This is a genomic window from Bifidobacterium canis, from assembly GCF_009727065.1.
Taxonomy (GTDB): domain Bacteria; phylum Actinomycetota; class Actinomycetes; order Actinomycetales; family Bifidobacteriaceae; genus Bifidobacterium; species Bifidobacterium canis.
Window position 1 is genome coordinate 1 of the sequence record NZ_WNLP01000008.1, and the last position, 22,419, is coordinate 22,419.

General features: G+C 56.7%; 18 protein-coding genes, 1 tRNA gene and 4 pseudogenes. 21 read left to right on the forward strand and 2 right to left on the reverse strand.

Annotated elements, in window-relative coordinates; all coding sequences use genetic code 11:
- Positions 1-144: 144 nt before the first annotated feature.
- Entirely contained in the window at positions 145-516 is a 372-nt protein-coding gene (locus GSD1FS_RS07160; protein WP_155589012.1) for a hypothetical protein, read from the forward strand.
- A 255-nt stretch (positions 517-771) separates the two neighbouring features.
- Here the strand turns inward: GSD1FS_RS07160 and GSD1FS_RS10165 are convergent, their stop codons facing one another.
- On the reverse strand, positions 772-897 hold the full coding sequence (locus GSD1FS_RS10165; protein WP_281349846.1) for a hypothetical protein: 126 nt from the start codon (positions 895-897) through the stop codon (positions 772-774).
- A 523-nt stretch (positions 898-1,420) separates the two neighbouring features.
- On the opposite strand from GSD1FS_RS10165, the gene GSD1FS_RS07165 reads away from it, so the two are divergent.
- From GSD1FS_RS07165 to GSD1FS_RS07185, 5 genes are all read left to right on the forward strand, one after another.
- Positions 1,421-2,071, forward strand: a complete 651-nt coding sequence (locus GSD1FS_RS07165) for a response regulator (protein ID WP_196425060.1) — start codon at positions 1,421-1,423, stop codon at positions 2,069-2,071.
- Between the two features lie 6 nt (positions 2,072-2,077).
- Positions 2,078-3,238: a sensor histidine kinase gene (locus GSD1FS_RS07170; protein WP_155589014.1), complete on the forward strand. Its 1,161-nt coding sequence runs from the start codon at positions 2,078-2,080 to the stop codon at positions 3,236-3,238.
- 410 nt (positions 3,239-3,648) lie between these two features.
- Positions 3,649-4,320: a response regulator transcription factor gene (locus tag GSD1FS_RS07175; protein ID WP_196425061.1), complete on the forward strand. Its 672-nt coding sequence runs from the start codon at positions 3,649-3,651 to the stop codon at positions 4,318-4,320.
- 478 nt (positions 4,321-4,798) lie between these two features.
- Positions 4,799-5,797 (forward strand): sensor histidine kinase, encoded by a 999-nt coding sequence (locus tag GSD1FS_RS07180; protein ID WP_155589016.1) that lies wholly within the window; start codon positions 4,799-4,801, stop codon positions 5,795-5,797.
- A gap of 286 nt (positions 5,798-6,083) precedes the next feature.
- Positions 6,084-6,716 carry a hypothetical protein gene (locus GSD1FS_RS07185; RefSeq protein ID WP_155589017.1) on the forward strand — a complete coding sequence of 211 codons (633 nt, stop codon included), beginning with the start codon at positions 6,084-6,086 and terminating at the stop codon, positions 6,714-6,716.
- Here GSD1FS_RS07185 and GSD1FS_RS07190 read toward each other — a convergent pair.
- Positions 6,656-7,279 carry a GNAT family N-acetyltransferase gene (locus GSD1FS_RS07190; RefSeq protein ID WP_155589018.1) on the reverse strand — a complete coding sequence of 208 codons (624 nt, stop codon included), beginning with the start codon at positions 7,277-7,279 and terminating at the stop codon, positions 6,656-6,658. The genes GSD1FS_RS07185 and GSD1FS_RS07190 overlap by 61 nt on opposite strands.
- A 187-nt stretch (positions 7,280-7,466) precedes the next feature.
- On the opposite strand from GSD1FS_RS07190, the gene GSD1FS_RS07195 reads away from it, so the two are divergent.
- The 15 genes and pseudogenes from GSD1FS_RS07195 (at position 7,467) to purH (ending at position 22,414) form a co-directional block, all read left to right on the forward strand.
- Positions 7,467-7,539: transfer RNA gene (locus GSD1FS_RS07195), tRNA-Gly, on the forward strand.
- Between the two features lie 215 nt (positions 7,540-7,754).
- Positions 7,755-9,833, forward strand: a complete 2,079-nt coding sequence (gene thrS, locus GSD1FS_RS07200; RefSeq protein WP_155589019.1) for a threonine--tRNA ligase — start codon at positions 7,755-7,757, stop codon at positions 9,831-9,833.
- Positions 9,834-10,004: 171 nt separating this feature from the next.
- Positions 10,005-10,673, forward strand: a complete 669-nt coding sequence (gene pgsA, locus GSD1FS_RS07205; RefSeq protein WP_155589020.1) for a phosphatidylinositol phosphate synthase — start codon at positions 10,005-10,007, stop codon at positions 10,671-10,673.
- A 50-nt stretch (positions 10,674-10,723) separates the two neighbouring features.
- Complete coding sequence (locus GSD1FS_RS07210; protein WP_155589021.1) at positions 10,724-11,743, forward strand: phosphatidylinositol mannoside acyltransferase; 1,020 nt, start codon at positions 10,724-10,726, stop codon at positions 11,741-11,743.
- Positions 11,744-11,800: 57 nt separating this feature from the next.
- A pseudogene (locus GSD1FS_RS10170) lies at positions 11,801-12,999 on the forward strand (glycosyltransferase family 4 protein).
- 53 nt (positions 13,000-13,052) lie between these two features.
- The gene (locus GSD1FS_RS07220) at positions 13,053-13,808 is read left to right on the forward strand and encodes a YebC/PmpR family DNA-binding transcriptional regulator (RefSeq protein WP_155589022.1); all 756 of its coding nucleotides are present in this window, start codon (positions 13,053-13,055) and stop codon (positions 13,806-13,808) included.
- Between the two features lie 6 nt (positions 13,809-13,814).
- Entirely contained in the window at positions 13,815-14,396 is a 582-nt protein-coding gene (gene ruvC / locus GSD1FS_RS07225) for a crossover junction endodeoxyribonuclease RuvC (RefSeq protein WP_155589023.1), read from the forward strand.
- Positions 14,397-14,437: 41 nt separating this feature from the next.
- Positions 14,438-15,060: pseudogene (gene ruvA / locus GSD1FS_RS07230) on the forward strand (Holliday junction branch migration protein RuvA).
- A gap of 27 nt (positions 15,061-15,087) precedes the next feature.
- Complete coding sequence (ruvB, locus tag GSD1FS_RS07235; RefSeq protein WP_155589088.1) at positions 15,088-16,155, forward strand: Holliday junction branch migration DNA helicase RuvB; 1,068 nt, start codon at positions 15,088-15,090, stop codon at positions 16,153-16,155.
- A 57-nt stretch (positions 16,156-16,212) separates the two neighbouring features.
- Positions 16,213-16,656, forward strand: coding sequence for a preprotein translocase subunit YajC (yajC, locus tag GSD1FS_RS07240; protein WP_155589024.1), 444 nt, complete (start codon positions 16,213-16,215; stop codon positions 16,654-16,656).
- 47 nt (positions 16,657-16,703) lie between these two features.
- A pseudogene (locus GSD1FS_RS07245) lies at positions 16,704-17,284 on the forward strand (adenine phosphoribosyltransferase).
- A 35-nt stretch (positions 17,285-17,319) separates the two neighbouring features.
- Complete coding sequence (gene sucC, locus GSD1FS_RS07250) at positions 17,320-18,516, forward strand: ADP-forming succinate--CoA ligase subunit beta (RefSeq protein ID WP_155589025.1); 1,197 nt, start codon at positions 17,320-17,322, stop codon at positions 18,514-18,516.
- Positions 18,513-19,430, forward strand: coding sequence for a succinate--CoA ligase subunit alpha (gene sucD, locus GSD1FS_RS07255; protein ID WP_343030251.1), 918 nt, complete (start codon positions 18,513-18,515; stop codon positions 19,428-19,430). The genes sucC and sucD overlap by 4 nt, the downstream gene beginning before the upstream one ends.
- Complete coding sequence (locus GSD1FS_RS07260) at positions 19,427-20,788, forward strand: cell division protein PerM (protein WP_155589026.1); 1,362 nt, start codon at positions 19,427-19,429, stop codon at positions 20,786-20,788. Before sucD ends, GSD1FS_RS07260 begins: the two co-directional genes overlap by 4 nt.
- Positions 20,778-22,414 (forward strand): annotated as a pseudogene (gene purH, locus GSD1FS_RS07265) (bifunctional phosphoribosylaminoimidazolecarboxamide formyltransferase/IMP cyclohydrolase). The gene GSD1FS_RS07260 and the pseudogene purH overlap by 11 nt, the downstream one beginning before the upstream one ends.
- The last annotated feature ends 5 nt before the right edge of the window (positions 22,415-22,419 follow it).

Below are 22,419 nucleotides of genomic sequence, written 5' to 3' on the forward strand. Positions count from 1 at the left end.
TTTCGTGTTTTCCGGGTTTGGCGTGTGGTGGGGCTGGCGCCAAGGTGGCGGGCCGCCCGGTGGGGCGGGGGACGCATTGGTGTGCATGTTCTGTTGGTTTGCGGCATGCGAGGTGCAGTGGGTATGGATGGTTTGGCGTGTGGGATGGCGGCGGTGGGCCGTGAGGTGCGTGAACGGATCATGTCGTCTGACCCGGCTGGGTTGGGTGTGGTGGAACGTCGGGTGCGTGCCCGGTTGGATGCGATGAGTGTGCAATGGTGGCATGGGGTGACGATTGTGCGGTATGCACCGATGTGGGGCGCGGTGCGCTATCGCGTGTTCGCCGGGGAGTGGACCGCGGAGCAGATTGTGTTCGACGGCAAGGCGCGTGAGTTGGGTGCGGTGCGTTGCCGTTCGGAACACAACCATCGTGCCGCATGGTATGGGGTGGATGCGTTTGACTGGTCGTTCACCGCGGAGGAGGCGTTGCGCAAACTGTTGTTCACCATCACGGGGCGTCGTGCGCGGATCAGTTGAGGGTATGGCTGTGCAATGTCGGATGGGGGACCGGTCCGCCTAGCAGTGTGATGAGGGGTGTGGGGTCCACACGGATCAATGTTGGGTCGGTCCGGTCGAAGGACAGTCGCCCGGATTGTTCCAGTTTGCATATGTAATTGCGGGTGCAGTGCAACAACTGGCATGCCTCCCGCAGCGTCGGTTTGTGGTCGAGCGTGATGTGGTCGGCCAATGGTTCGGTCAGGTACCGGTTGAGGCTGTGCGTGGTGATCAACGTCAACCGTTTCGATGGGTGGAGTTTTTCAACCGCAGGTTGTAGATGTTGCGTTCGCTCATGTTGAGCAGGCGCGCCGCTTCGCTGACGCGATGGGTGCGGGGATACCGATGCGTGATGTGTGTCATGCCCCTACTGATGCGACAAGAACACACGTTGATGGTGGATCAGGTTGTGCGATGACGGGAAACCTTGCCGGTAAGATAGACACCTGTGAGGCACCGGAATGTGCGCGCGAATACGGAACCATTGTGGTTACAGGGTTTGTGAGGGATGTAATCCAATACCTACATCACCCACTCATAAAAAACGGCGTGACCTTCGGGTTACGCCGTTCTTTTGTTGTGGTTTGCTTGGGGTTCGAGGCGTGTCGCAATCTGGTGTGTTCGGCGTGTCGCCGGCGTGTTGGAGACCGGATAATAGTCGGTTTCGGAAACCGGATGCTGTGTTTGAGTCACCATTTCGGTCACCAGCACCGCAGCCGAATACGCCTTTGGAGCATACGTCCACACGCCGAACGGGCACACTCTATTGTGTGAAGAGTAAGCGTACGCAGCTGTTTACACAGGCAAACGTTCACCTAGCCAACACAGCATCGTTTGCATACAATGAACGACGATGAAAACCGCAGCGACAACGGGAAGGCTGAAGATGGATGTCACAAGACAGCGGGTCGCACTTGTAGACAATGATCCGCTCACCCTGAATTTACTGGTGCAACGGCTGCCGCATTGGGTGCCGGGAACCGAGATCAGCTGGTACTCCGATTCCGGCAACGCGGCCATACATGATTTCCGTGAACTCAAATCCGCTCCTGACGTGCTTCTGCTCGACATGTCTTTGAAAGAACACGAAAACGGTGTGAACGTATGCCGCAGCATCCGCCGTGAGAACGGAACGACATGGATCTTCGGCATGACCTCCTATCGACTCGACCACTACGCACAGGATCTTGCCGAGGCCGGCGCACAGGGCATCATACCGAAATCCGAGAAAAAGATGCTGGCGATGGCGCTCATCGCCGCCAGAAACAAGAAAACTTACAATCCGCTCGGAACCAACGCCATCGTGTTCGACACGCCCGAGGAAGCACACGAACGCCTGCTCGCCGAGCAGCCGCACATGCCACCTCGTCTGAGCCCGCAGGAGCAGCAGATATTCGACCTGCTGTCTCGTGGTTTCGACTATGCCGCCATCGCGCAGAAACTCGGCGTCACGCAGTCTTCGGTGCGCACGCAGACGCATAGGGCGGTCAAAAACTGGGAGCCAACACGTTGGCTCACGCATTGGTTCTTTGGGTGATGCAAGATGAGCACGACGACTGAGCAAACGCAACGGTGGAATCGCGACCCTCTTGTTCTCTGGAGCCTAGGTGTCGCGGTTCTGCTGTATTGCGTCTGCTCGGTCATCGACACGTTCTGGACCAATGACCCGTGGAGCATCACGCTCAGCGCCATCATCCTCACACTCACACTGCTCATTCTCACCGGCAAGAAAACGTTCATAGTGCTCAGCGTCGTGGCTTCATGCGTCGCCGACGAACTCTCCAACATCGCCGGGTTGGAAATAATCTGCATACTGTTCAGCGCACTTCTGATCTGGGGATACATCGAGAAGAAGATCGCGCAATCACTGGCGCTGCCTCTCGTCGCCTTCGCCCTGCTCGAGTTCTTCTACTGTTTCAGGCACGGTTGGAGGGATTCGAATCTCAATGGCGTCATTCTCTACTTACTGCTGTGCCTCATTCCCTGGATAGTTGGCAAACTGATTCTGCGCAAGAACACCGAGAAGGAAGTCATCCGCCTACAGATGGAGCTGCACGCCACCGAGCAGGCGCTTGCCCAGAAGAACAGGGACGCCGAGCTCGCGAAGATGCTGCATGATTCGATCACGAACGATCTTTCGCTCGTCATGCTGATGACCGACGATCCGGAGGAGGCGCTCACTTCGGAAGATGTCACGCGTATACATGGACTGTCGGGGGAGGCGTTGCGAAAAGTGCACGTCGCCATCCGCTCGCTCACCGATGATTCCGATGACTCCGATGCGCTGACGCCGGCGACGTGCACATGCGCGAACATACGCAATCTGTGCCGAGAGAATGACTCCCAACTCGCCGCGATCGGATATCAGGGGAGCGCAGTGATCTCCGGCGACGATTCGACGGTGGTGAGTCACGAGTGCCTTGACTTGGTTCAGGAACTCTACGCGAACATTCTGCGGCACGCCACTGCCGAGAACGCCACCTATGATTTCGCGATCAAGGCGACACCAAAAGGCGTGCGCATCATGCAGTCGAACGAATGCTCCGGGCACGACCGCAAGGGAATCGCTCCTGGCGGCAGCGGTCTGCTTCTGCACGCTAAGGCCATCGATGCCCTCGGCGGCACGGTCAAAACGTCGATTGTGGATGGACTCTGGATTGCCAATGCATGGATTCCCGCCCCACATAAAGCAACACGAAGCTGAAGCTAGAATACCGACAGGCAAGTGACAATAGTGCATATGACCACAAGCGCCAACATGCTGCCGCCACTTAGCGCAGTTTTCAACGTCATTTCACCCGGCTGGACTCGCAGAATAGAGGCAATTGTCTTGCGATTCACAAACACAAGCACCACTGCGAGCGCCATGATTGCGATCAACACGATCTGCACGACAGCATAGGCGACGGCAACTATGCATCTGACGACTTTTGTACACAAACGACTACATGCAGAAAAACATAGGGTTGATGAACCATGCAAACAGGCGGCAATTGCCCTATGGGATGCACGCGCGTAGACATGTGACTACAGATAATCGCTGACAGCATGCCAAACGAACTCACCCACATACAATGTGTTTTTAAGGGTAGAAGACCTACGGAGAGGATCCGCATGGAACACAGAACAGCGACCGTCGCCCTTGTAGACAATGATCCGCTCACCCTGAGCCTGTTGGTGCAACGACTGCCGCAATGGGTTCCGGGAATACGCATCATCTGGCACACCGATTCCGGTAGCAAAGCACTGCATAATTGCGCTGAACCGGAGTCCTGCCCGGATATTCTGTTGCTTGACATGTCATTGAAAGAGCATGAGAACGGCGTGCAGGTGTGCCGTTCGATACGCCGACTGAACGATTCCATGTGGATTCTCGGCATGACATCATACAGTCTTCGCCACTATGCCAGAGATCTGGCCGCCGCTGGCGCACAGGGCATCGTCTCCAAAGGAGATTTGAAGATGCTCGCATTCGCCATCAATTCAGCACGGCACAAGCACCTATTCAATCCGCTAACCGAGGACATTCCTTTCAAACTACCCGAAGAAGCACACCAAGAGATTGCATCTCTTGACGACAGTGACTCAAAGCCCCGTCTGAGCCCGCAGGAGGAGCGTATCTTCGACCTACTCTCCAAAGGGTACGATTATGCAGCTGTGGCAAAAGAATTCAACATCGCCCCGTCCTCGGTACGCACGCAAGCACATCGCGCTGTAAAGAAACTTGGAGCAAATACGCTGGCACACGCTCTGGTTTTATGGGTGACTCAGCATAATGAAGATTAGCCAACTCAAAAACCTGATGCTGTAATCCTATGGAGCGTCTCCATCACTTTTATCGTGTATTGGGTCGCCGCATTTTTCTCTTCATTCTGGAGAATGGGTTCCCCTAGCGCCGAACTCACAGTTGCACTTTCGCTCCTGCTCTTATGCACTCTAACCGGAAAAGAAGAGTTTATTATTATCTGCGCGATACTGCCGTGCATGCTCGAAGAGCAGATCCTATTCCCTGGAGTGTGCATAGTATGCACATTATTCTGCTCGCTTTTTCTTTGGGGATATTTGGAGAGGCGAAATAGAATAACCGCTCTTCTCCCTGTTACTTCTTTTTTATATTAACAATCAGATATTATTTTTCAATAGTTTTGCACTCGGATATGGATTTACTGGAGTAATCGTTTATTTTCTATGCTGTTTTACTCCATGGATCTTAGGAAGACTACTCCTACAGAAAAACATTGAGAGAGAAACGTAAAAGTTGCGCATGCAACTGCAGGAAAGTGAACGACAGCTGCAACAGAAGAAGAAAGATGAGGCATTAGCTCAAATGCTTCATGACTCAATAACCGGCGACCTATCGCTGATTATGCTTGCAGCCAGTGGGCCAGAGCAGACCGACAAAGACAAGGATCTAATACTCTCGCTGTCGCAGGAGGCTTTGCGTAAAACCCATGCAGTCATCGAGCTACTTGAAGAAAACCGCCACCAAACGGAGACGCCCGCTCTCTGCCATGGTTCAGACATACGGAATCTCTGCTGCGAAAAAGATGCTCAGATGCAACAAATCGGTCACACAGGGGAAGCACACGTCATCGGAGACCAGAACATTCCCGTCAACGATGAATGCATGCAACTGATACAAGAGTTGTATGCCAACATACTCAGACATTGCAGAAACAGCACATACACCTTCGCAATAAAAATATCAGAAGAAGGTGTGAGCATCACGCAAACGAATACCTGCAACGATGAGCTTCAACTGCAAACACACGGTGGCAAAGATTGGAGCTCCACCGAAAACCATCGAAGGACTTGGCGGACGTTTTACCGCAGCACGAGTCGAGGACTCATGGACTGTCAGCGCCTGGATTCCCTCATCCGTTCCCACACGATTAGCACCGGCAGAGTAAGACATTACACATTTTCTCTCACTCACATCCACTGCCCGTCAAAGCGAACAGCAAGGCGGCGCCGGTACACATTCGCCTACAAAACTGCCTTTTCCGTACATCGCGCAGCATTCTCTCACCAAGATGTAAGTAACGGCACACAACTGCCGCATAGAACTTTACCGAAGGAGAGAATCATGAGCACAAAGAAAAGCTACGATACGTTGCAGGCGACGCCTGCAACGATAGCGATCATGTGGTGGACGTTCTCCATCATTGCAGTAGAGGGATGGCCAGTAGTCACGATTGCGTGCTTCCTCATCGCGATGTATCTCACCGTTCACTACTTTCGCAACGGTGCGCCAAAACTATAACGCCATACACCAGCATTGGCATCAAGCTCGGCATTGTGCTTAATGTCATCGGCACTCTACTCTTGTTTGCCCTCGCATACATGAGTTGAGTCGTGCTCTATCACGTCTGGTTGTCGAAGTTCAACAATAAGTCGATCTTCGACAGTCAGACTTTCTATATCTAAATAAGAAACTCTTTATTCTCTTAAACCTAAGAACGCAAGTGCTGAGAAATATGAGAAAACCATCTCTTCGTTGCTGACAACTTGTTATTCTATGAGAGAAATCTCGTAGAAGGGTGTTTGCAATGCAGCAAGTACATGTGAGAAGAATAAAGAAGAAGTGGGTTGCGGTTATCAGCCTACTCGTCGGAGGATTGCTCGGCGTCTTTGTTGTTACAGGCATCTGGTCAATGTTCCCCAGCACCATGCCGCCATTCTTGCAAAAGAACGCAGAATCAACGAACACGCAGGTGATACGCGCTCTGGAACGAACAGAAGAGGTGTCACTGGTCAGACTCGGCGTCACCGGCATCGCCTCGCAAGAGAACAATAGCCATCTGTTCAATATCGAGATTCCGGGGTCGAACAGAACGAAGTTCATTCAATACACGTTTGACGCCAAGCTTGGCTTCGAAGGCAAGGACGTGACGATAGAGAAAACAGGCGATAGCACGTACACGATCACCGTTCCGGAATTCAAATTCATCGGCTACGACAATCCCGAATACAGGGTGGCGGTCGAGAACAACGGGATGCTGAGCTTCGGCACGGCACAGATTGATTCCACGGAAATGATCAATGAGATCATCAATAACGACACGAAAGCCGAATACATCAAATCAAATCAGGATCTGCTGAAAGATCAAGCGAAACTGTTCTACACGTCGATCATCATGAGCATCGACCCCGATGTGAAGCTGACTTTCGAATATAAGTGACACAAAGCGAAGCAGCGGGTGCGGATCGAAGAATGATCCGCACCCGCTGCTTTATTCCAGCGTCTTTCCATCAGATAATCGGTCTGGCGGTCATCGCCCACGTAGAAATCATGCTGGCCGGTGCGAGTGAAACCGAACCTCTTGTAGAACGCTTGCGCGGCATCGTTGTGCTCCCACACGCCGAGCCAGATGCGCGTCTTTCCAAGTTGGCGAGCCTGATCCATCGCCGTGTTCATAAGCAGGGTGCCGATGCCGTGCCGTTTGAACTCGCGCAGAATATAGATGCGCTGCACCTCGAGTGCGTCATCGCCCATCTCTTCGGTCTGTGCTCGGCCGACGTTGACTTTCATGTAGCCGGCCGGTGTGCCATCGACGGTCACCAGAAAGAACGTCGAATCAGGGTCGTTGATCTGCTCGGCAAGCACATCGCGGTTGTAGTCACGTTCCAGAAAATCGCGCATATCCTGCTCGGTGTTGCTTGCCGCGAACGTCTCGGTGAACGTGCGAATGCTCAGGTCACGAATGACGTCGACATCAGTGGTGCGCTGCACTTGAACGGGCATGACAATCTCCTCACTACAGTTATCACAGAGTGCTTCTGCCTACACAATATATAACGAGTCGACAGGGGAGCGGGCAGCGAACAAAGTGACGTTCGGAACGTTGTGCGCATGCGACACACCGAAGTTGCGTAACCCACACCTTCTGATAGACTCGTGATTCGTGCTCAGCGAGAAGCTGCAAGCATCTGCGGACATAGCTTAGTTGGTAAAGCGCGACCTTGCCAAGGTCGAGACCGCGGGTTCGAATCCCGTTGTCCGCTCTCTTGTTCTTCGTTTTCTTTTTACTTCAATTTATTTCAATTTCGTTGGTATGCAAGCGTTTGCCATACGTATCTCTCTCAACTGTCTCACCTTCTCTTTCCTACAGTGGAACCGCGGCGAGGTTGTCTGCGCTCAACCTTAAGTTTGACACGTAACTCAAACAGTCCAGGTCTGCACCTTGTAACGCGGACCCAGATAGAAAAGGACGAATACCATGGCAGAAGCAAACATCTCCATCACAGTCAACGGCGAACAGAGGGAGGTGGAAGCAAGCCAGACCGGTGTCGACCTGTTCGCGGACGACAAGAACATCATCGCAGTGCGTCTCAACGGCGAACCCCGTGACCTCTACACGCCGCTTCATGACGGCGACAAAGTGGAATCCATCGCGCTCGATTCGGAAGACGGCATCGCCATCATGCGTCATTCCGCAACGCACGTCATGGCACAGGCCGTGCAGGAAGTGCGCCCGGACGCCAAACTCGGCATCGGACCGGTGATCGAGAACGGGTTCTACTACGACTTCGACGTCGACGAACCGTTCACGCCGGAAGATCTCAAGACGATCGAAAAGCACATGCAGCGCATCATCAAGTCGTCGCAGCGCTTCCAGCGTCGCGTGGTCTCCGAGGAGGAGGCGCTCAAGGAGGAAGCCGATCAGCCATACAAGATCGAGCTGATCAAAGACAAGGAAGATGCGCTCGAGACCGAGGCCGCCGTCGACATCAGCCACAAAGAGCTGAGCATGTACGACAACATTGACCGTGAAGGCAATGTCGTGTGGTCGGACTTGTGCCGCGGACCGCACCTGCCGAACACCCGCTACATCAAGGCGTTCAAGCTGGAGCGCGCCGCCGCCGCATATTGGAAGGGCTCCGAAGCAAACCCGATGCTGCAGCGCATCTACGGCGTGGCATTCCCGACGAAGGAAGAGCTCAAGGCATACCAGACCCGCATGGAGGAGGCCGCCAAGCGCGACCACCGCAAGCTCGGTCAGGAAATGGATCTGTTCTCCTTCCCGGATGAGATCGGCCCAGGTCTGGCCGTGTTCCACCCGAAGGGTGCGGCGATCATCAACGCGATGGAAGACTATTCGCGTGAAATGCACCGCAGGAACCACTACAGCTTCGTGCAGACCCCGCACATCACCAAGGGTGGCCTCTACGAGACCTCCGGCCATCTGCAGTGGTACAAGGACGGCATGTATCCGCCGATGCACCTCGACGAGGAGAAAGACGAGAACGGCAACATCGTCAAGCAGGGCTTCGACTACTACCTGAAGCCGATGAACTGCCCGATGCACAACCTCATCTTCAAGTCGCGCCAGCGCTCCTACCGTGAGCTGCCGCTGCGCCTCTTCGAGTTCGGCACCGTGTACCGTTACGAGAAGTCCGGCGTCGTGCACGGCCTGACCCGTGTGCGTGGCCTGACTCAAGACGATTCGCACATCTACTGCACGCGTGACCAGATGAAGGACGAGCTCAAGAACCTGCTCAACTTCGTGCTGAAGGTGCTCAAGGACTACGGTCTCAACGACTTCTACCTGGAGCTGTCTACCAAGGATGAGCACAAGTTCGTCGGCTCCGACGAGATCTGGGAGGAGGCGACCAACACACTCGCCGAGGTCGCACAGGAGTCCGGTCTGGAGCTCGTGGCCGACCCGGGTGGCGCCGCATTCTACGGCCCGAAGATCTCGGTGCAGGCACGCGACGCGATCGGCCGCACCTGGCAGGTGTCGACGATCCAGCTCGACTTCAACCTGCCGGAGCGCTTCCAGCTCGAATACATTGCGCCGGACGGCTCTCATCAGCGTCCGGTGATGATTCACCGTGCGCTCTTCGGCTCGATCGAACGCTTCTTCGCGATTCTGCTCGAGCACTACGCCGGTGCGTTCCCGGTGTGGCTTGCCCCGGTGCAGGCTCTGGGCGTTCCGGTCGCCGAGGAGTTCGAACCGCATCTGCACAAGTTCATGGATTCTCTCGAAGAGGATCTCGTGCGCGTGGAGACCGACAATTCCGATGATCGTTTCGGCAAGAAGATTCGCAACGCGTCGAAGTCGAAGGTGCCATACATCATCATCGCCGGTGAAGAGGATATGAACAACAATGCCGTGAGCTTCCGCTTCCGTGACGGCAGCCAACTCAACGGCGTGCCGGTCGACCAGGCGAAGGCTTGGATTCTCGAGACCATCAAGAAGCGCGTTCAGGTGAACAGCGCCGAGGATTTCAAGAAGGCCACCGGTCAGATTCTCGACGACGTGGAAGTCAACACTTCCGACACCGACGCCGAGTGATCTCTCGATGAGAAGGACGGGAACACCCACTCGTGTTCCCGTCCTTCTTTTCCGCGCAGACGCAGCTTGAACGGCTGCATATGTGGAAACGTCGTGACACGATCACATGATTTATCTCGATCGTTTCCTATTCTCTTATGATGTACATTCATCAACACACTGGGGCAGAACATGCTGGAAAAGCTTCGACCATGGTTTAAGCATCTCATCGAACCGATCGCACGCGGATTGGCGAAGATGGGTTTGACCGCGAACGCCGTCACCATCATAGGCGCGGTGGGCACGACCATCGTCGGCATCGCGACCGGCATCACCGGCTGGATGTTCTGGGGCGCGCTTGTGCTCGCCGTTCTCGTGGTGTTCGATTCACTCGACGGTTCAGTGGCCGCGATCACCACGGGCGGCACCAAGTTCGGCGCATTCCTCGATTCCACGCTCGACCGCATCGCCGATTGGGCGGTGCTGTTGGGGTGCATCATCTATTTCTTCATGCGCAACAGTTCGGCTCTGCTCGAGCAGCAGCGTTATGACTGGATCTGCGTGAGCGGCATGGCGCTGGCGTTGTATTCGATCATGACGTCGTTCGTCACCTCCTACGCGCGCGCCCGCGCCGAATCGGTCGGCTATGAAGCGAAGAACGGCATCGCCACACGTTCCGACAGGCTCACCATTATTCTGGTCGGCATGGCGATCTGCGGCTTGGTCAACGACCCACTCTGGCTCATGATTGACATGGCCGTGCTCGCGGTGCTGGGAACGATCACCGTGTTCCAGCGCATGCATGAAGTGCACGTCGCCATGCGCGCGAACGGCGACGCCGGCGCAGTGCGCGCAGCCTGAACTATCTGAATAATCTTCTATATTTCATACACTTCACCCCGCGAGGCGCGATGTTCGACAAACTGATGGTGTGGTTGGCGAAGCACCCACGCGTTCTTCCCGAACGCGTGGTGCGTGGCCTGTTTCTCGCAGCGGCGGATGGCGCTTGGCTTATCCGCGCGAAATCGGTGCGTCAGCTTGAGCGAAACCTATCGCACGTGCTTGCGTGGGAAAAACAGAATTCAGACGAATCTTCCGCGCACACCGTATCTCACAAAGAGCTCCGCGCGCTGTCTCGCAAGGGGATGCGTTCCTATTTCACCTATTTTTCCGAGGCGATGAGCGTTGGCGCGCGTTCCGAAGAGGAACTGCGCGCGCGTATTCGCGGCGCTGGCGAAGGATTGCTCGCAATACAGAAGCAGACTGACGAGCATGGAGCCAATGGTTCCGCGCCGATCGCCATGGGGCATCAGGGCAATTGGGATTACGACGGTTTCTGGGCGCAATTCGAGGTGGCTCCCGTCACCACCGTTGCGGAGCGTCTGGCAAATGAGGCGATGCTCCGCACATTCGTGAACATTCGCGAAGAGCTCGGCATGACGATTTTCCTGACCGGCACTCCGCATCTCACCGAACAGCTCGAAGATGTGTTACGCGAGCCGCACACGATCGTTCCGCTGCTTGCGGACAGAGATCTGAGTCGTCATGGCGAATTCGTGCACGCGTTCGGCTCGATGATTCGCGTGGCGAGAGGACCGGCGACGATCGCCTTCGACACTGGGCTGCCGTTGTTCGTCGTGAACACCTACCGCGAGAAACTGTCTCGCGAACAGCACAGAAAAGCGAAGACCCCATACGGGTACGTCTGCGAGATCAGCGGTCCGATCGACGTGGAGCAATACCGTTCACTGCCGCGGGAGGAAGCCATCCATGAGATCTCCCAACGTTGGGTTGATATCTGGGCGCGCGGCATCGCGGCGCACCCGCAGGATTGGCATATGCTGCAACCCATCTTCGCCGAGGATCTCGATCTGACACGACTCAAAGACGTTCCACCGGAAGTCAAAGCTCAATTGCAGCAGTTCATGTGAGCGCATTCGTTTACGCTGGTCTTCACAAAGTCCAGCTTGTCAAGCAAGATGCCATATATGCCATCGTTTGACATGAATACAGCCGATTCATCGCAGCGGCACCATTCGCAGAAGCGGAGTAGCAAACTGCGCGTGGGCATCATCTGCCCATATTCGTTCGAAACGCCGGGGGGCGTGCAGAACCATATTCGAGACTTCGCGCAGCAGCTGCGTGCACGCGGGTACGACGTGCAGGTGTTCGCGCCGGGGCGCCGCACGGCGGACATGCCGAACTATGTGCAGACGAACAACTCATCGTTCGCGATTCCATACAACGGTTCATGGGCGCACCTGAGTTATTTTTCACCGCAGGGTACGTCACGCGCAAATGGGTTCGACGCGGGCATTTCGACATTCTGCACTTGCACGAGCCCGAAACGCCGTCGCTGAGCCACAAGCCGCTGGTCATGCGCGATGCGCCGCCAATGGTGGCCACATTCCATGCTTCGATCGACCCGTATCCACGCGCGTTGCGCCTGTTCACCAAATACCTGCGCAAATATCTCGTGCCGCTCAAGGAGGCTATCTTCGTCTCGGAAGCCGCGCAGCGAACGGCTGCGCACTATCTGCCGGACGGCGTCGCCGTGCACACCATTCCCAACGGCATCAACAGGGCGTTCTATGCGAATGCGGAACCAAATCCGGCGTGGCAAGGCACGCAGGATGCGCCGACGATCGGCTTCCTCGGGCGCATGGGGGAGGAGCGTAAGGGATTCTCCGTGTTCGCCCAAGCCGCGCAGATAGTTCACCAGCGTTACCCGAACGCGCGGTTCCTCGTCGCAGGCGACGGGCAGGAGGAAGGCGAGAAGATTCTCGACTCGCTCGGCGCAAGCGAACAGTTGAAGGAACGATTCGAATTCCTCGGGCGCATCAGCGACGATGACAAGGCGCGGTTCTATGCCGCGTTGAGCATGTATGTCGCGCCGCAGACCGGAGGGGAGAGCTTCGGCATCGTGCTGGCGGAAGCCATGGCGGCCGGCTGCCCAACGGTGGCGTCGAACCTCGACGCGTTCCGCTCGGTCACCGAGCAGGGAGAAAGCGCGGCGTTGTTCGTCAACCGCGATGCGCAGGATTGCGCACGTCGAATATGCGAACTCATCGAGAACCCGTCACGGCGCAAAACCTTGTCGGAAGCGGGGTTGCGCCGTTCACGAGATTTCGACTGGAACACCGTCGTCGACGAGGTTCTGCAGGTTTATGCAAAAGCGTTGTCATAGAAACGCTGTAAAATCAACACGTTCTAAGAATCCGCAATCTGTGTAGGAGCAATATGTCAGGCCATTCCAAATGGGCGACCACCAAGCACAAGAAGGCCGCCATCGACGCCAAGCGCGGCAAGTTGTTCGCCAAGCTCATCAAGAACATCGAAATCGCTGCCCGTCAGGGTGGTGGCGATCCTGATGGCAATCCGTCGCTGTACGACGCCATCTACAAGGCCAAGAAGGCCTCCATGCCAGCCGACAACATCAAGCGTGCCGTCAAGCGCGGCTCTGGTGAGGAAGCCGGTGGCGCAAACTACGAAGACATCGTGTACGAAGGCTATGCGCCTGCAGGCGTCGGTCTCATCATCGAATGCTTGACCGACAACCGCAACCGTGCTGCCGCCGACGTTCGTTCCACCCTCGGCAAGGGCGGTGGCTCTCTGGCCACCAACGGTGCCGTGAGCTTCAACTTCGAGCGCAAGGGCGAGATCGTCGTGCCGTCTGAAGGCATCGATTTCGACGATCTGTTCGAAAAGGCAGCCGAGGCAGGTGCCGAAGATGTGATCGACGATGGTGAAGCATACACGATCGTCACCGATCCGTCCGATCTCACCGCCGTTCGCAAGGTGCTGCAGGATGACGGAATCGACTACGATTCCGCTGATCTGGTGATGCGCCCGAAGAACGAGATCGAACTTGATCTCGACGATGCCCGCAAGGTCTCCAAGCTCATCGACAACCTCGATGACCTCGATGACGTGCAGAACATCTACAGCAACTGGACCGCGTCGGATGACGTGCTTGCCCAGTTGGACGAGGAGTAAGATCCATTGATCATACTTGGCGTTGACCCCGGGCTCACACGCTGCGGGGTCGGCGTGATAGAAGCCGGCGCATATCGCCGGCTTTCGTTTATTCACGTCGACGTCGTGCGTTCCGACCCCCATGAATCACAAGATCTTCGCCTGTTGAAGATCTACAACGGTTTGTGCGCGAAAATAGACGAGTTCGCTCCCGACACCGTTTCCATCGAACGCGTGTTCGCGCAAGAGAACCGCAACACCGTTCTCGGCACCGCGCAGGCGGCGGGAATGGCGATGCTGGCCGCCGCGCAACGCAACATTCCAGTGGCATTGCACACACCAACCGAGTCGAAAATGGCGATCACCGGCAACGGCAAGGCCGAGAAGATTCAGGTGGAACGCATGGTGGCACGCATTCTGAGCCTCAACACCCTGCCGAAACCGGCTGACGCGGCGGATGCGCTGGCCATCGCCATCTGCCATGCGCTCCGACCGCAAGGAGCGTTGGAGGGCGGGGAGCGCGAGCAGCATCTGACGGCCGCGCAACGCCAATGGGCGCAAGCCTCCCAGCATGCCGCACACGGGCGAGGCGTCCGCAGAGGAATGTAAACTGACGAACAAATGTTCGATTCCTGTTTGAGGAGAACGTCATGATCGGAATGCTCAGGGGCCACATCGAATCGGTTGACACCACCACCGCGCTGGTCAATGTGCACGACGTCGGTTTTGAATTGCGCATGCCCGCGAACGATCTGGCCACCATGCACGCAGGTCAAGAGACGACGATCTACACGTCGATGAGCGTCTCGCAAGACGCGATCACCCTCTTCGGGTTCCTCGACGCCCATTCCAAGCGCATGTTCCTTCAACTGCAGAAGGTCAGCGGCATCGGCCCCAAGGTGGCGTTGTCGCTGCTGTCCACACTCACTCCCGACGATCTGGCGCAGGCCATTCACGATGGCGACGACAAAGCGCTGTCACGTGCCCCGGGGCTCGGCAAAAAGGCGCACAGAAAATCATTCTCGAGCTCAAAGGATCCATCAATGTGGAGGACATCGAGGGATCCAAGGCTCAGGCCACACGGCATAGTCCCGCTGATAAGGGTGTCGAGCAGGTGGTGGAAGGTCTCATGTCGCTCGGCTGGCACCAATCGGATGCGCAGGAGGCTGTTGAGAACGTGATCGCAGCCAACGAAATCGAAACACCGTTGAGCACCGAGCAAGTGCCGCAGGTGCTCAAACTGGCATTGACGTCATTGGATCGAGGCAGGTAAAGCATGGCCATAGCGAACATGGAACCAATGGAGTATTCGGGTACGAACAATCTCGATGCCACAGACGAATCGTTGCGCATGGTGTCTGCCACGCCGGTCGGCAACGAACCGATCAGCGACGAGGAGCTGCGTCCCCATGTGCTCGAAGGCTTCATAGGCCAACCCAGGCTCAAGGCGCAGCTGCAACTGTTCCTCGACGCCGCTCGCAAACGCGATGTGGCACCCGATCACATTCTGATGGCTGGCCCTCCTGGATTGGGCAAGACGACGCTGGCGATGATCGTGGCGAACGAGCTCGGCGTGCCGATCCGCGTCACATCGGGCCCAGCCATCCAGCATGCCGGTGACCTGGCTTCGATTCTCAGCTCGCTCGACGTGGGCGAAGTGCTGTTCATCGACGAGATCCATCGACTGCCACGAGCCGCCGAAGAGCTCCTCTACATCGCAATGGAGGATTTCCGCGTCGACGTGATGGTGGGCAAGGGGCCTGGAGCGTCTTCCATCCCATTGACATTGCCGCGTTTCACCGTCATCGGCGCCACGACGCGTGAAGGCATGTTGCCGTCTCCGTTGCGCGCACGCTTCGGCTTCACCGCACATCTCGATTTCTACCCGCATGAGGAACTCGAAAAGCTCATCGAACGTTCCGCCTCGGTGCTTGGGCTTCCTCTTGACGAGGGGGCGGCGCAGCAACTGTCGTTGCGTTCGCGAGGCACGCCGCGTATCGCGAACCGTTTGTTGAGGCGTGTACGCGACTGGGCTGTTGTGCACGATCTCGAACGCGTCAGCGCCGAAGACGTCAAGCAGGCGCTTGCCCTGTATCAAATCGATTCCGAGGGGCTCGACCGTCTCGACATCGCCGTGCTCAACGCCATCGTCAGGCAGTTCAACGGCGGACCCGTCGGCTTGAACAACCTTGCCGCCATGGTTGGCGAGGAAGCGGAAACGGTGGAGACGGTATGCGAGCCTTATCTGGTGCGCGAGGGCTTCATGGTGCGTACGCCGAAGGGCCGCGTGGCCACTGCGAAAGCGTGGGAGCATTTGGGCCTCAAACCGGCTCAAGACAGCCCAAATGATGTCAGTAAGTTATTCTAAGCTGGACTTTCCGTGGGCCGTTTGTGGGCCCCTCAAACCGTTTAAGGAGTTTCCCTTATGGAATATATGATGCTCATCATCCTGATCGTCATGATGGCTGTGATGATGTTCTACTCGTCCCGTAAGGCGAAGAAGCAGCAGCAGGAACGTCAGGCGTTCCGCACAAGCCTCACCCCGGGAACCGAAGTCATCACCATCGGCGGACTGATCGGCAAGGTTGTCGAAGTCGATGAGCAGTACGAGGAGATCGTTCTCGATTCCGAAGGCTCCCTTCTTCGCTTCAGCCTGCAGTCCATCAGCAAGGCCTATGTGCGCCCTGCATATGTGAGCGACGACGAGGTTGATGAGAACGGCAATCCGCTCGACACGGATTCGCCGGCTCAGATTCAATCCGACGATTCCACCGAAACGGAATCCGGCAACGACGATTCCGAAACCGTCGTTGAAGAGACCACGGTCGTGGAGTCCGAAGAACCATCCGACGAAACAAACAACAAGTAAACTGTTCGCGTCACTACATCTATAACCGCCCGACAACGAAGGTGACCATGTCACAAACCGACATCACACAGGCTGATATTCGATGCATCTCTCAAGACGATGCTCAATATTTGATTTCACTGATTCGCACGATTCCCGATTTTCCGAAAAAGGAATTCTGTTCCGTGACTTTATGCCGGTTTTCGCCGACGCACGCGGCATGCAGATCCTGATTGACGCATTGATCAAGGCGCTGCCGGTCGATGCAGATCAGTTCGATTCGATCGCGGGATTGGAAGCACGCGGATTCCTGTTCGGCCCTGCCATGGCGGCGCGCCTCAACAAGGGGTTCATCGCCATCCGCAAGGCCGGCAAGCTTCCGCCGCCGGTGCATTCGTGCAGCTATGCGCTCGAATATGGCACTGCGACACTCGAGATCGAGGATTGTGCAGTGAAGCCCGGTGAGCGTGTGCTCATTGTCGACGATCTCATTGCCACAGGCGGTTCCGCGGCAGCGGCCTGCGATCTCATCAAGTCAGTTGGCGGTGAGATCGCGGGCTACAGCTTCGTCATGGAGCTTGACGGTCTCAACGGTCGCAAGGCCCTTGGCGACTATCCAACAAGTTCTTTGCTGCAAATGCCGGCATGACAGGCATAACAACAGGATTGGTGTGAAGAGGAAACATGGATCTTTACGAATATCAGGCACGTCAGCTGCTTGAGGAGCAGGGCATCGACGTTCCGAAAGCCGTTTTCGCCCAGAATTCCCATGAGGTGGCCGAAGCTGCGGAGGTCATCGGCTACCCTGTCGTCATCAAGGCACAGGTCAAGATCGGGCACCGTGGGCAGGCTGGTGGTGTGCGCATCGCGCATAACCGCGACGAAGCCATTCTCGTGGCCGAAGATATTCTGCCCATGACCATTCACGGTCACAAGGTCAGTGGCGTTCTGGTCACCGAAGCCAAGAACATCCTGCACGAATACTACGTGTCGATCTCCGTCGACCGTTCCTCCCGTGATTTCGATGTGCTCGCCACCGCGAACGGTGGCACCGAAGTCGAGGAGGTTGCCAAGCAGCATCCGGAATCCGTCAAGCGTCTGCACATCAGCGCATTGGAGGATTTCGATCTCGACGCTGCCACGAAGATGGCTGAAAGCATCGGCTTCTACCACGCCGACTCGAATCAGGCCGCGCAAATCCTGTTGAACATGTGGCGTTGCTTCAAAGAGAACGATGCAACGCTCGTTGAAATCAATCCTCTCGCCAAAATCGGTGATCCCGATGATGAGGATTCCAAAACGTTGTGTGCTCTCGACGCGAAGATCTCGCTCGACAACAACGCTGCGTTCCGCCACGATGGCTGGAAGCGATTCGCGGATCCGATCGTTCCCGACCCGTTCGAGCAACGAGCGCGTGAGCACAATCTGCACTACGTGCATCTGCGTGGCGAGGTAGGCGTGATCGGCAATGGTGCCGGTCTGGTGATGAGTTCGCTTGATGCGGTTGCGTTCGCAGGCGAAGATCAGGGCACAGGCGTGAAAGCCGCAAACTTCCTCGACATCGGTGGTGGAGCATCCGCCCAGGTGATGAGCGAAAGCCTTGAAATCATTCTTTCCGACCCACAGGTCGAATCGGTGCTCATCAACGTGTATGGCGGCATCACCTCATGCGAGCAGGTGGCTCTCGGCATCCTCGAAGCCATCGACCAGCTGGGCGCCTCCAAGCCCATCGTGGTTCGCTTTGACGGCAACAAGGCGGCCGAAGGCCTGCAGATTCTGGCCGATGCGAACACCCCGAACATTCATGTGTGCAAGACCATGGGCGAGGCCGCTGCATTGGCGGCACGACTCGGCGCTCACGGCAAGGAGGAACAGCAGTGAACGTGTTCATCGAAGACAACGCGCCGGTCATCGTGCAAGGCATCACCGGCCATCAGGGCATGACCCATACGGCTCGTATGCTCAAGGCCGGCACCAATATCGTCGGCGGCGTCAATCCGCGTAAGGCGGGGGAGACTCTTCAGTTCGAAGATGCGGAAGGCAATACCGTCAACGTCCCGGTATTCGCCACCTGCCAGGAAGCCAAGGATGCGACTGGGGCACAGGCTTCCGTCGTGTTCGTGCCTCCGAAATTCGCCAAGGACGCGGTTGTTGAAGCCGTCGAAGCGCTGTTCGAAGTCGTCGTGGTCATCACGGAAGGCATTCCCGTCGCGGATTCTGCATATTTCGTGGAGCTCGCATTGCGCAAGGGTGTTCGCATTGTCGGCCCGAACTGCCCTGGACTACTGACGTTACCTGAAACTGCGGATTCCAATGGGGTCAATCTGGGCATCATTCCCGACGGCATCGTGTCTCGTGGACCGCTGGGACTCGTGTCGAAGTCCGGCACGCTCACATACCAGATGATGGAAGAGCTCTCCGACATCGGTTTCACCGCTTGCTTGGGTGCTGGTGGAGATCCGATTGTGGGCACCACTTTGCTTGAAGCGCTTCAGGCGTTCGAAGCGGACCCGAAGACCAAGGCCGTGATGCTCATCGGCGAAATCGGCGGCAATGCCGAGCAGGATGCCGCACGATGGGCTGCGGAACATATGACGAAGCCGATTGTGGCATATATCGCCGGTTTCACCGCTCCTGAAGGCAAGCAGATGGGTCATGCTGGCGCCATTGTGTCTGGCGGCAAGGGCACTGCGCAAGACAAGAAGGATGCTCTCGAAGCGGTTGGCATCAAGGTGGGCAGAACACCTTCCGCCGCTGCGGAGCTCATGCGTGAGGTGCTTGCCTCTCAAGCATGATGAAACGAATCACGCCCTGGCTAAAAGGAATCGTCGCACCGCTGATCGCCATGCTGATCTTCGCGGTTCCCATCGGAGTATTCATGGCGTTGGCCTTGCTGGTCTTCGCCATGGAGGAGGGCGGCGAAACGATGTCTTCGCTCGCCCTCCCGCTCACACGAGTTATTGTGCTGCTCAGCCAGGGCGTTGGCATGCACGCCGGCGCCATAGTGCTGTCGATAACACCGCTGTTGTTGACATGCCTGATGATCCTGCTGATCCGTGCCGTCTACAGCAGGTTCTCCACTGATCTTCCCGCTTACATCGTTGGCGTGATCGTCTGGATGTTGCTGTGCATCTGGTGCGGGCAGGAACAGCAGATCAAAATACTCGATTCCAACATGATGATCGCGTGCAAATCCGCGATCGTATTCACATTGGGGTTCGCGTGGCGAGCACTTCCCGATTCCGAGATTGCGCACAGGGCGATCGAATATTGCCGCGACCACATCTCCGCACCAGTTCGGTCGAGCATTCGAGTCGGCATCAGACTCGCCATTCGCACTCTCGCCGTTATGCTCACATGCGGTTTGTTGACGCTTATCAGCTGGATATGCCTCGATCATGCCAATATGCGTGCGATGTTCGAAGCCTTGCAGATGAATCTCGGTTCGCAGATTCTCATGTGCGTCATCGCCTTGGCTTGGCTGCCCAACCTGTGTTTGTGGGCCATGTCGTGGCTGTTCAGCGGGGGATTCCACATCGGTGAAGCGGCGACGTATTCATTGTGGTCGAAGCAGATTCATGAGCTGCCGCAACTTCCTATCTTCGGTTTGTTCCCGAATCCTGTCGACAATGCGAACATTCGCCTCTGCCTGATGGCGATTCCGATTATCATCGGTTTCGTGCTCGGTTTGCTGACGCTGCTGCTGCACCGTGGATTCCATCTGCGTGGAATCGACCCGCAGCAGCCGGTAGATTGGCGAAACATGCTGCTGAGCTTCGCGTACCCCGTAGGCTCGTTCTGCATCACCGCAGCGCTGATCTCTTTGCTGAGCAGCCTGCTGTATTGGATCAGCGACGGCGCATTGGGCACCGGACGTTTGGCACATGTCGGCGTTGATGTTATGCAGTCGTCGAACGTGACGGCACGTCCATGTGCCATTGGGTTGGGTCTTGCATGGATCTGCGCGATCGTGATCGCAGCCGTTCGTTCGCTGATACGCATGATATTGGCAAACCGCAAGCCGCTAGAGACTTCGTCGACCGAGGAACCAGCCGATTCCGAAGACGATGAACATGAACACAAGGAAACCCCACACACTCCGCGAGTGGTGAATTCCACTCCACGAGAGAAGGAGATGCAAGGTGACGACTAATCGACCAATACGGAGGGCACTGGTCTCCGTATTCCACAAAGAAGGCATCGAAGTGCTCGCAAAGGCGTTCATCGACGCCGGCACGGAGGTGGTATCTACGGGTTCCACTTGCAAGAAACTCGCGGAACTCGGCGTGCACGTCACCGAGGTATCTGACGTGACCGGATTCCCCGAATGCCTCGATGGTCGAGTCAAGACGCTTGACCCGCATATTCACGCCGGCATTCTCGCCGACATGACGAACGCAGACCACGCTCGTCAGCTTCAGGAATTCGGCATCAAGCCGTTCGATCTCGTCGTCGTCAACCTGTATCCGTTCGCAGACACCGTGCGTTCGGGTGCTTCGGAGGCCGACATCATCGAAAAATCGATATCGGCGGCCCATCCATGGTTCGTGGCGCCGCGAAGAACAGCGCCACCGTCGCCGTGGTGACGGATCCGAACGATTATGCTCTCGTTGCACAGCGCGTGGAAAACGGGCAGGGATTCTCTCTGGAGGAGCGTCGCTGGCTCGCAGCCAAGGCATTCGCCCATACTGCGGCATATGATGCCACGATCAACGAGTGGACGAGCGCGCACTGGCCGAAGCCGGCAACCGTGGAGACTGCAGCGGAACAGGGTGAGCAGGATCCGGTGGAGCAGGCTCAGCTGAACAAGTTCCCGGCGCAATACACCCGTTCATGGGATCGTGCGCACATTCTGCGTTACGGCGAGAATCCGCATCAGGACGCTGCGCTGTTTGTGGATCCACTCAATCCACGTGGTTTCGCCGACGCAGAGCAGCTCGGCGGCAAGCCGATGAGCTACAACAACTACGTTGATGCCGATGCCGCATGGCGTGCGGTGTGGGACTTCGCTCCGCAGATCGCCGTGGCCGTCGTCAAGCACAACAACCCTTGCGGGCTTGCCGTTGGCACCACCGTTGCCGAAGCACACAAGAAAGCCCATGCCTGCGACCCGATGAGTGCATATGGCGGCGTCATCGCAGCGAACACCACGGTGACGTTGGAGATGGCCGAAAACGTTCGTCCGATCTTCACCGAGGTCATCGTCGCACCAGACTATGAGCCTGAAGCGTTGGCGCTTCTGCAGGCCAAGAAGAAGAATCTGCGCATTCTCAAGGTGGCTGAGCCGCCGAAGGCGAAATATCAGTTCCGCCAGATCGATGGCGGTCTGCTCGTTCAGTCCACCGATCTGATCGATGCGCCGGGTGACAATCCGAATGCCTGGAAGCTCGTGGCGGGTGAGGCCGCTGACGAGAAGACGCTCAAGGATCTTGAATTCGCTTGGCGTGCCATTCGTTGCGTCAAGTCGAACGCCATTCTGATCGCCGACGATCTTGCCACAGTCGGCATCGGCATGGGGCAGGTCAATCGTGTCGATTCGGCGCATCTCGCGGTCGACCGCGCGAACACGCTTGCCGATGGCCGCAATCGCACGCAGGGTGCCGTCGCCGCATCCGACGCCTTCTTCCCGTTCGCCGATGGCGCTGAGATTCTGATCAACGCCGGTGTTCGAGCCATCGTTCAGCCGGGCGGCTCCATTCGCGACGAAGAAGTGTTCGAAGCGGCTCGCAAGGCCAATGTGACGATGTATGTGACGGGGACGCGTCACTTCTTCCACTGACATGC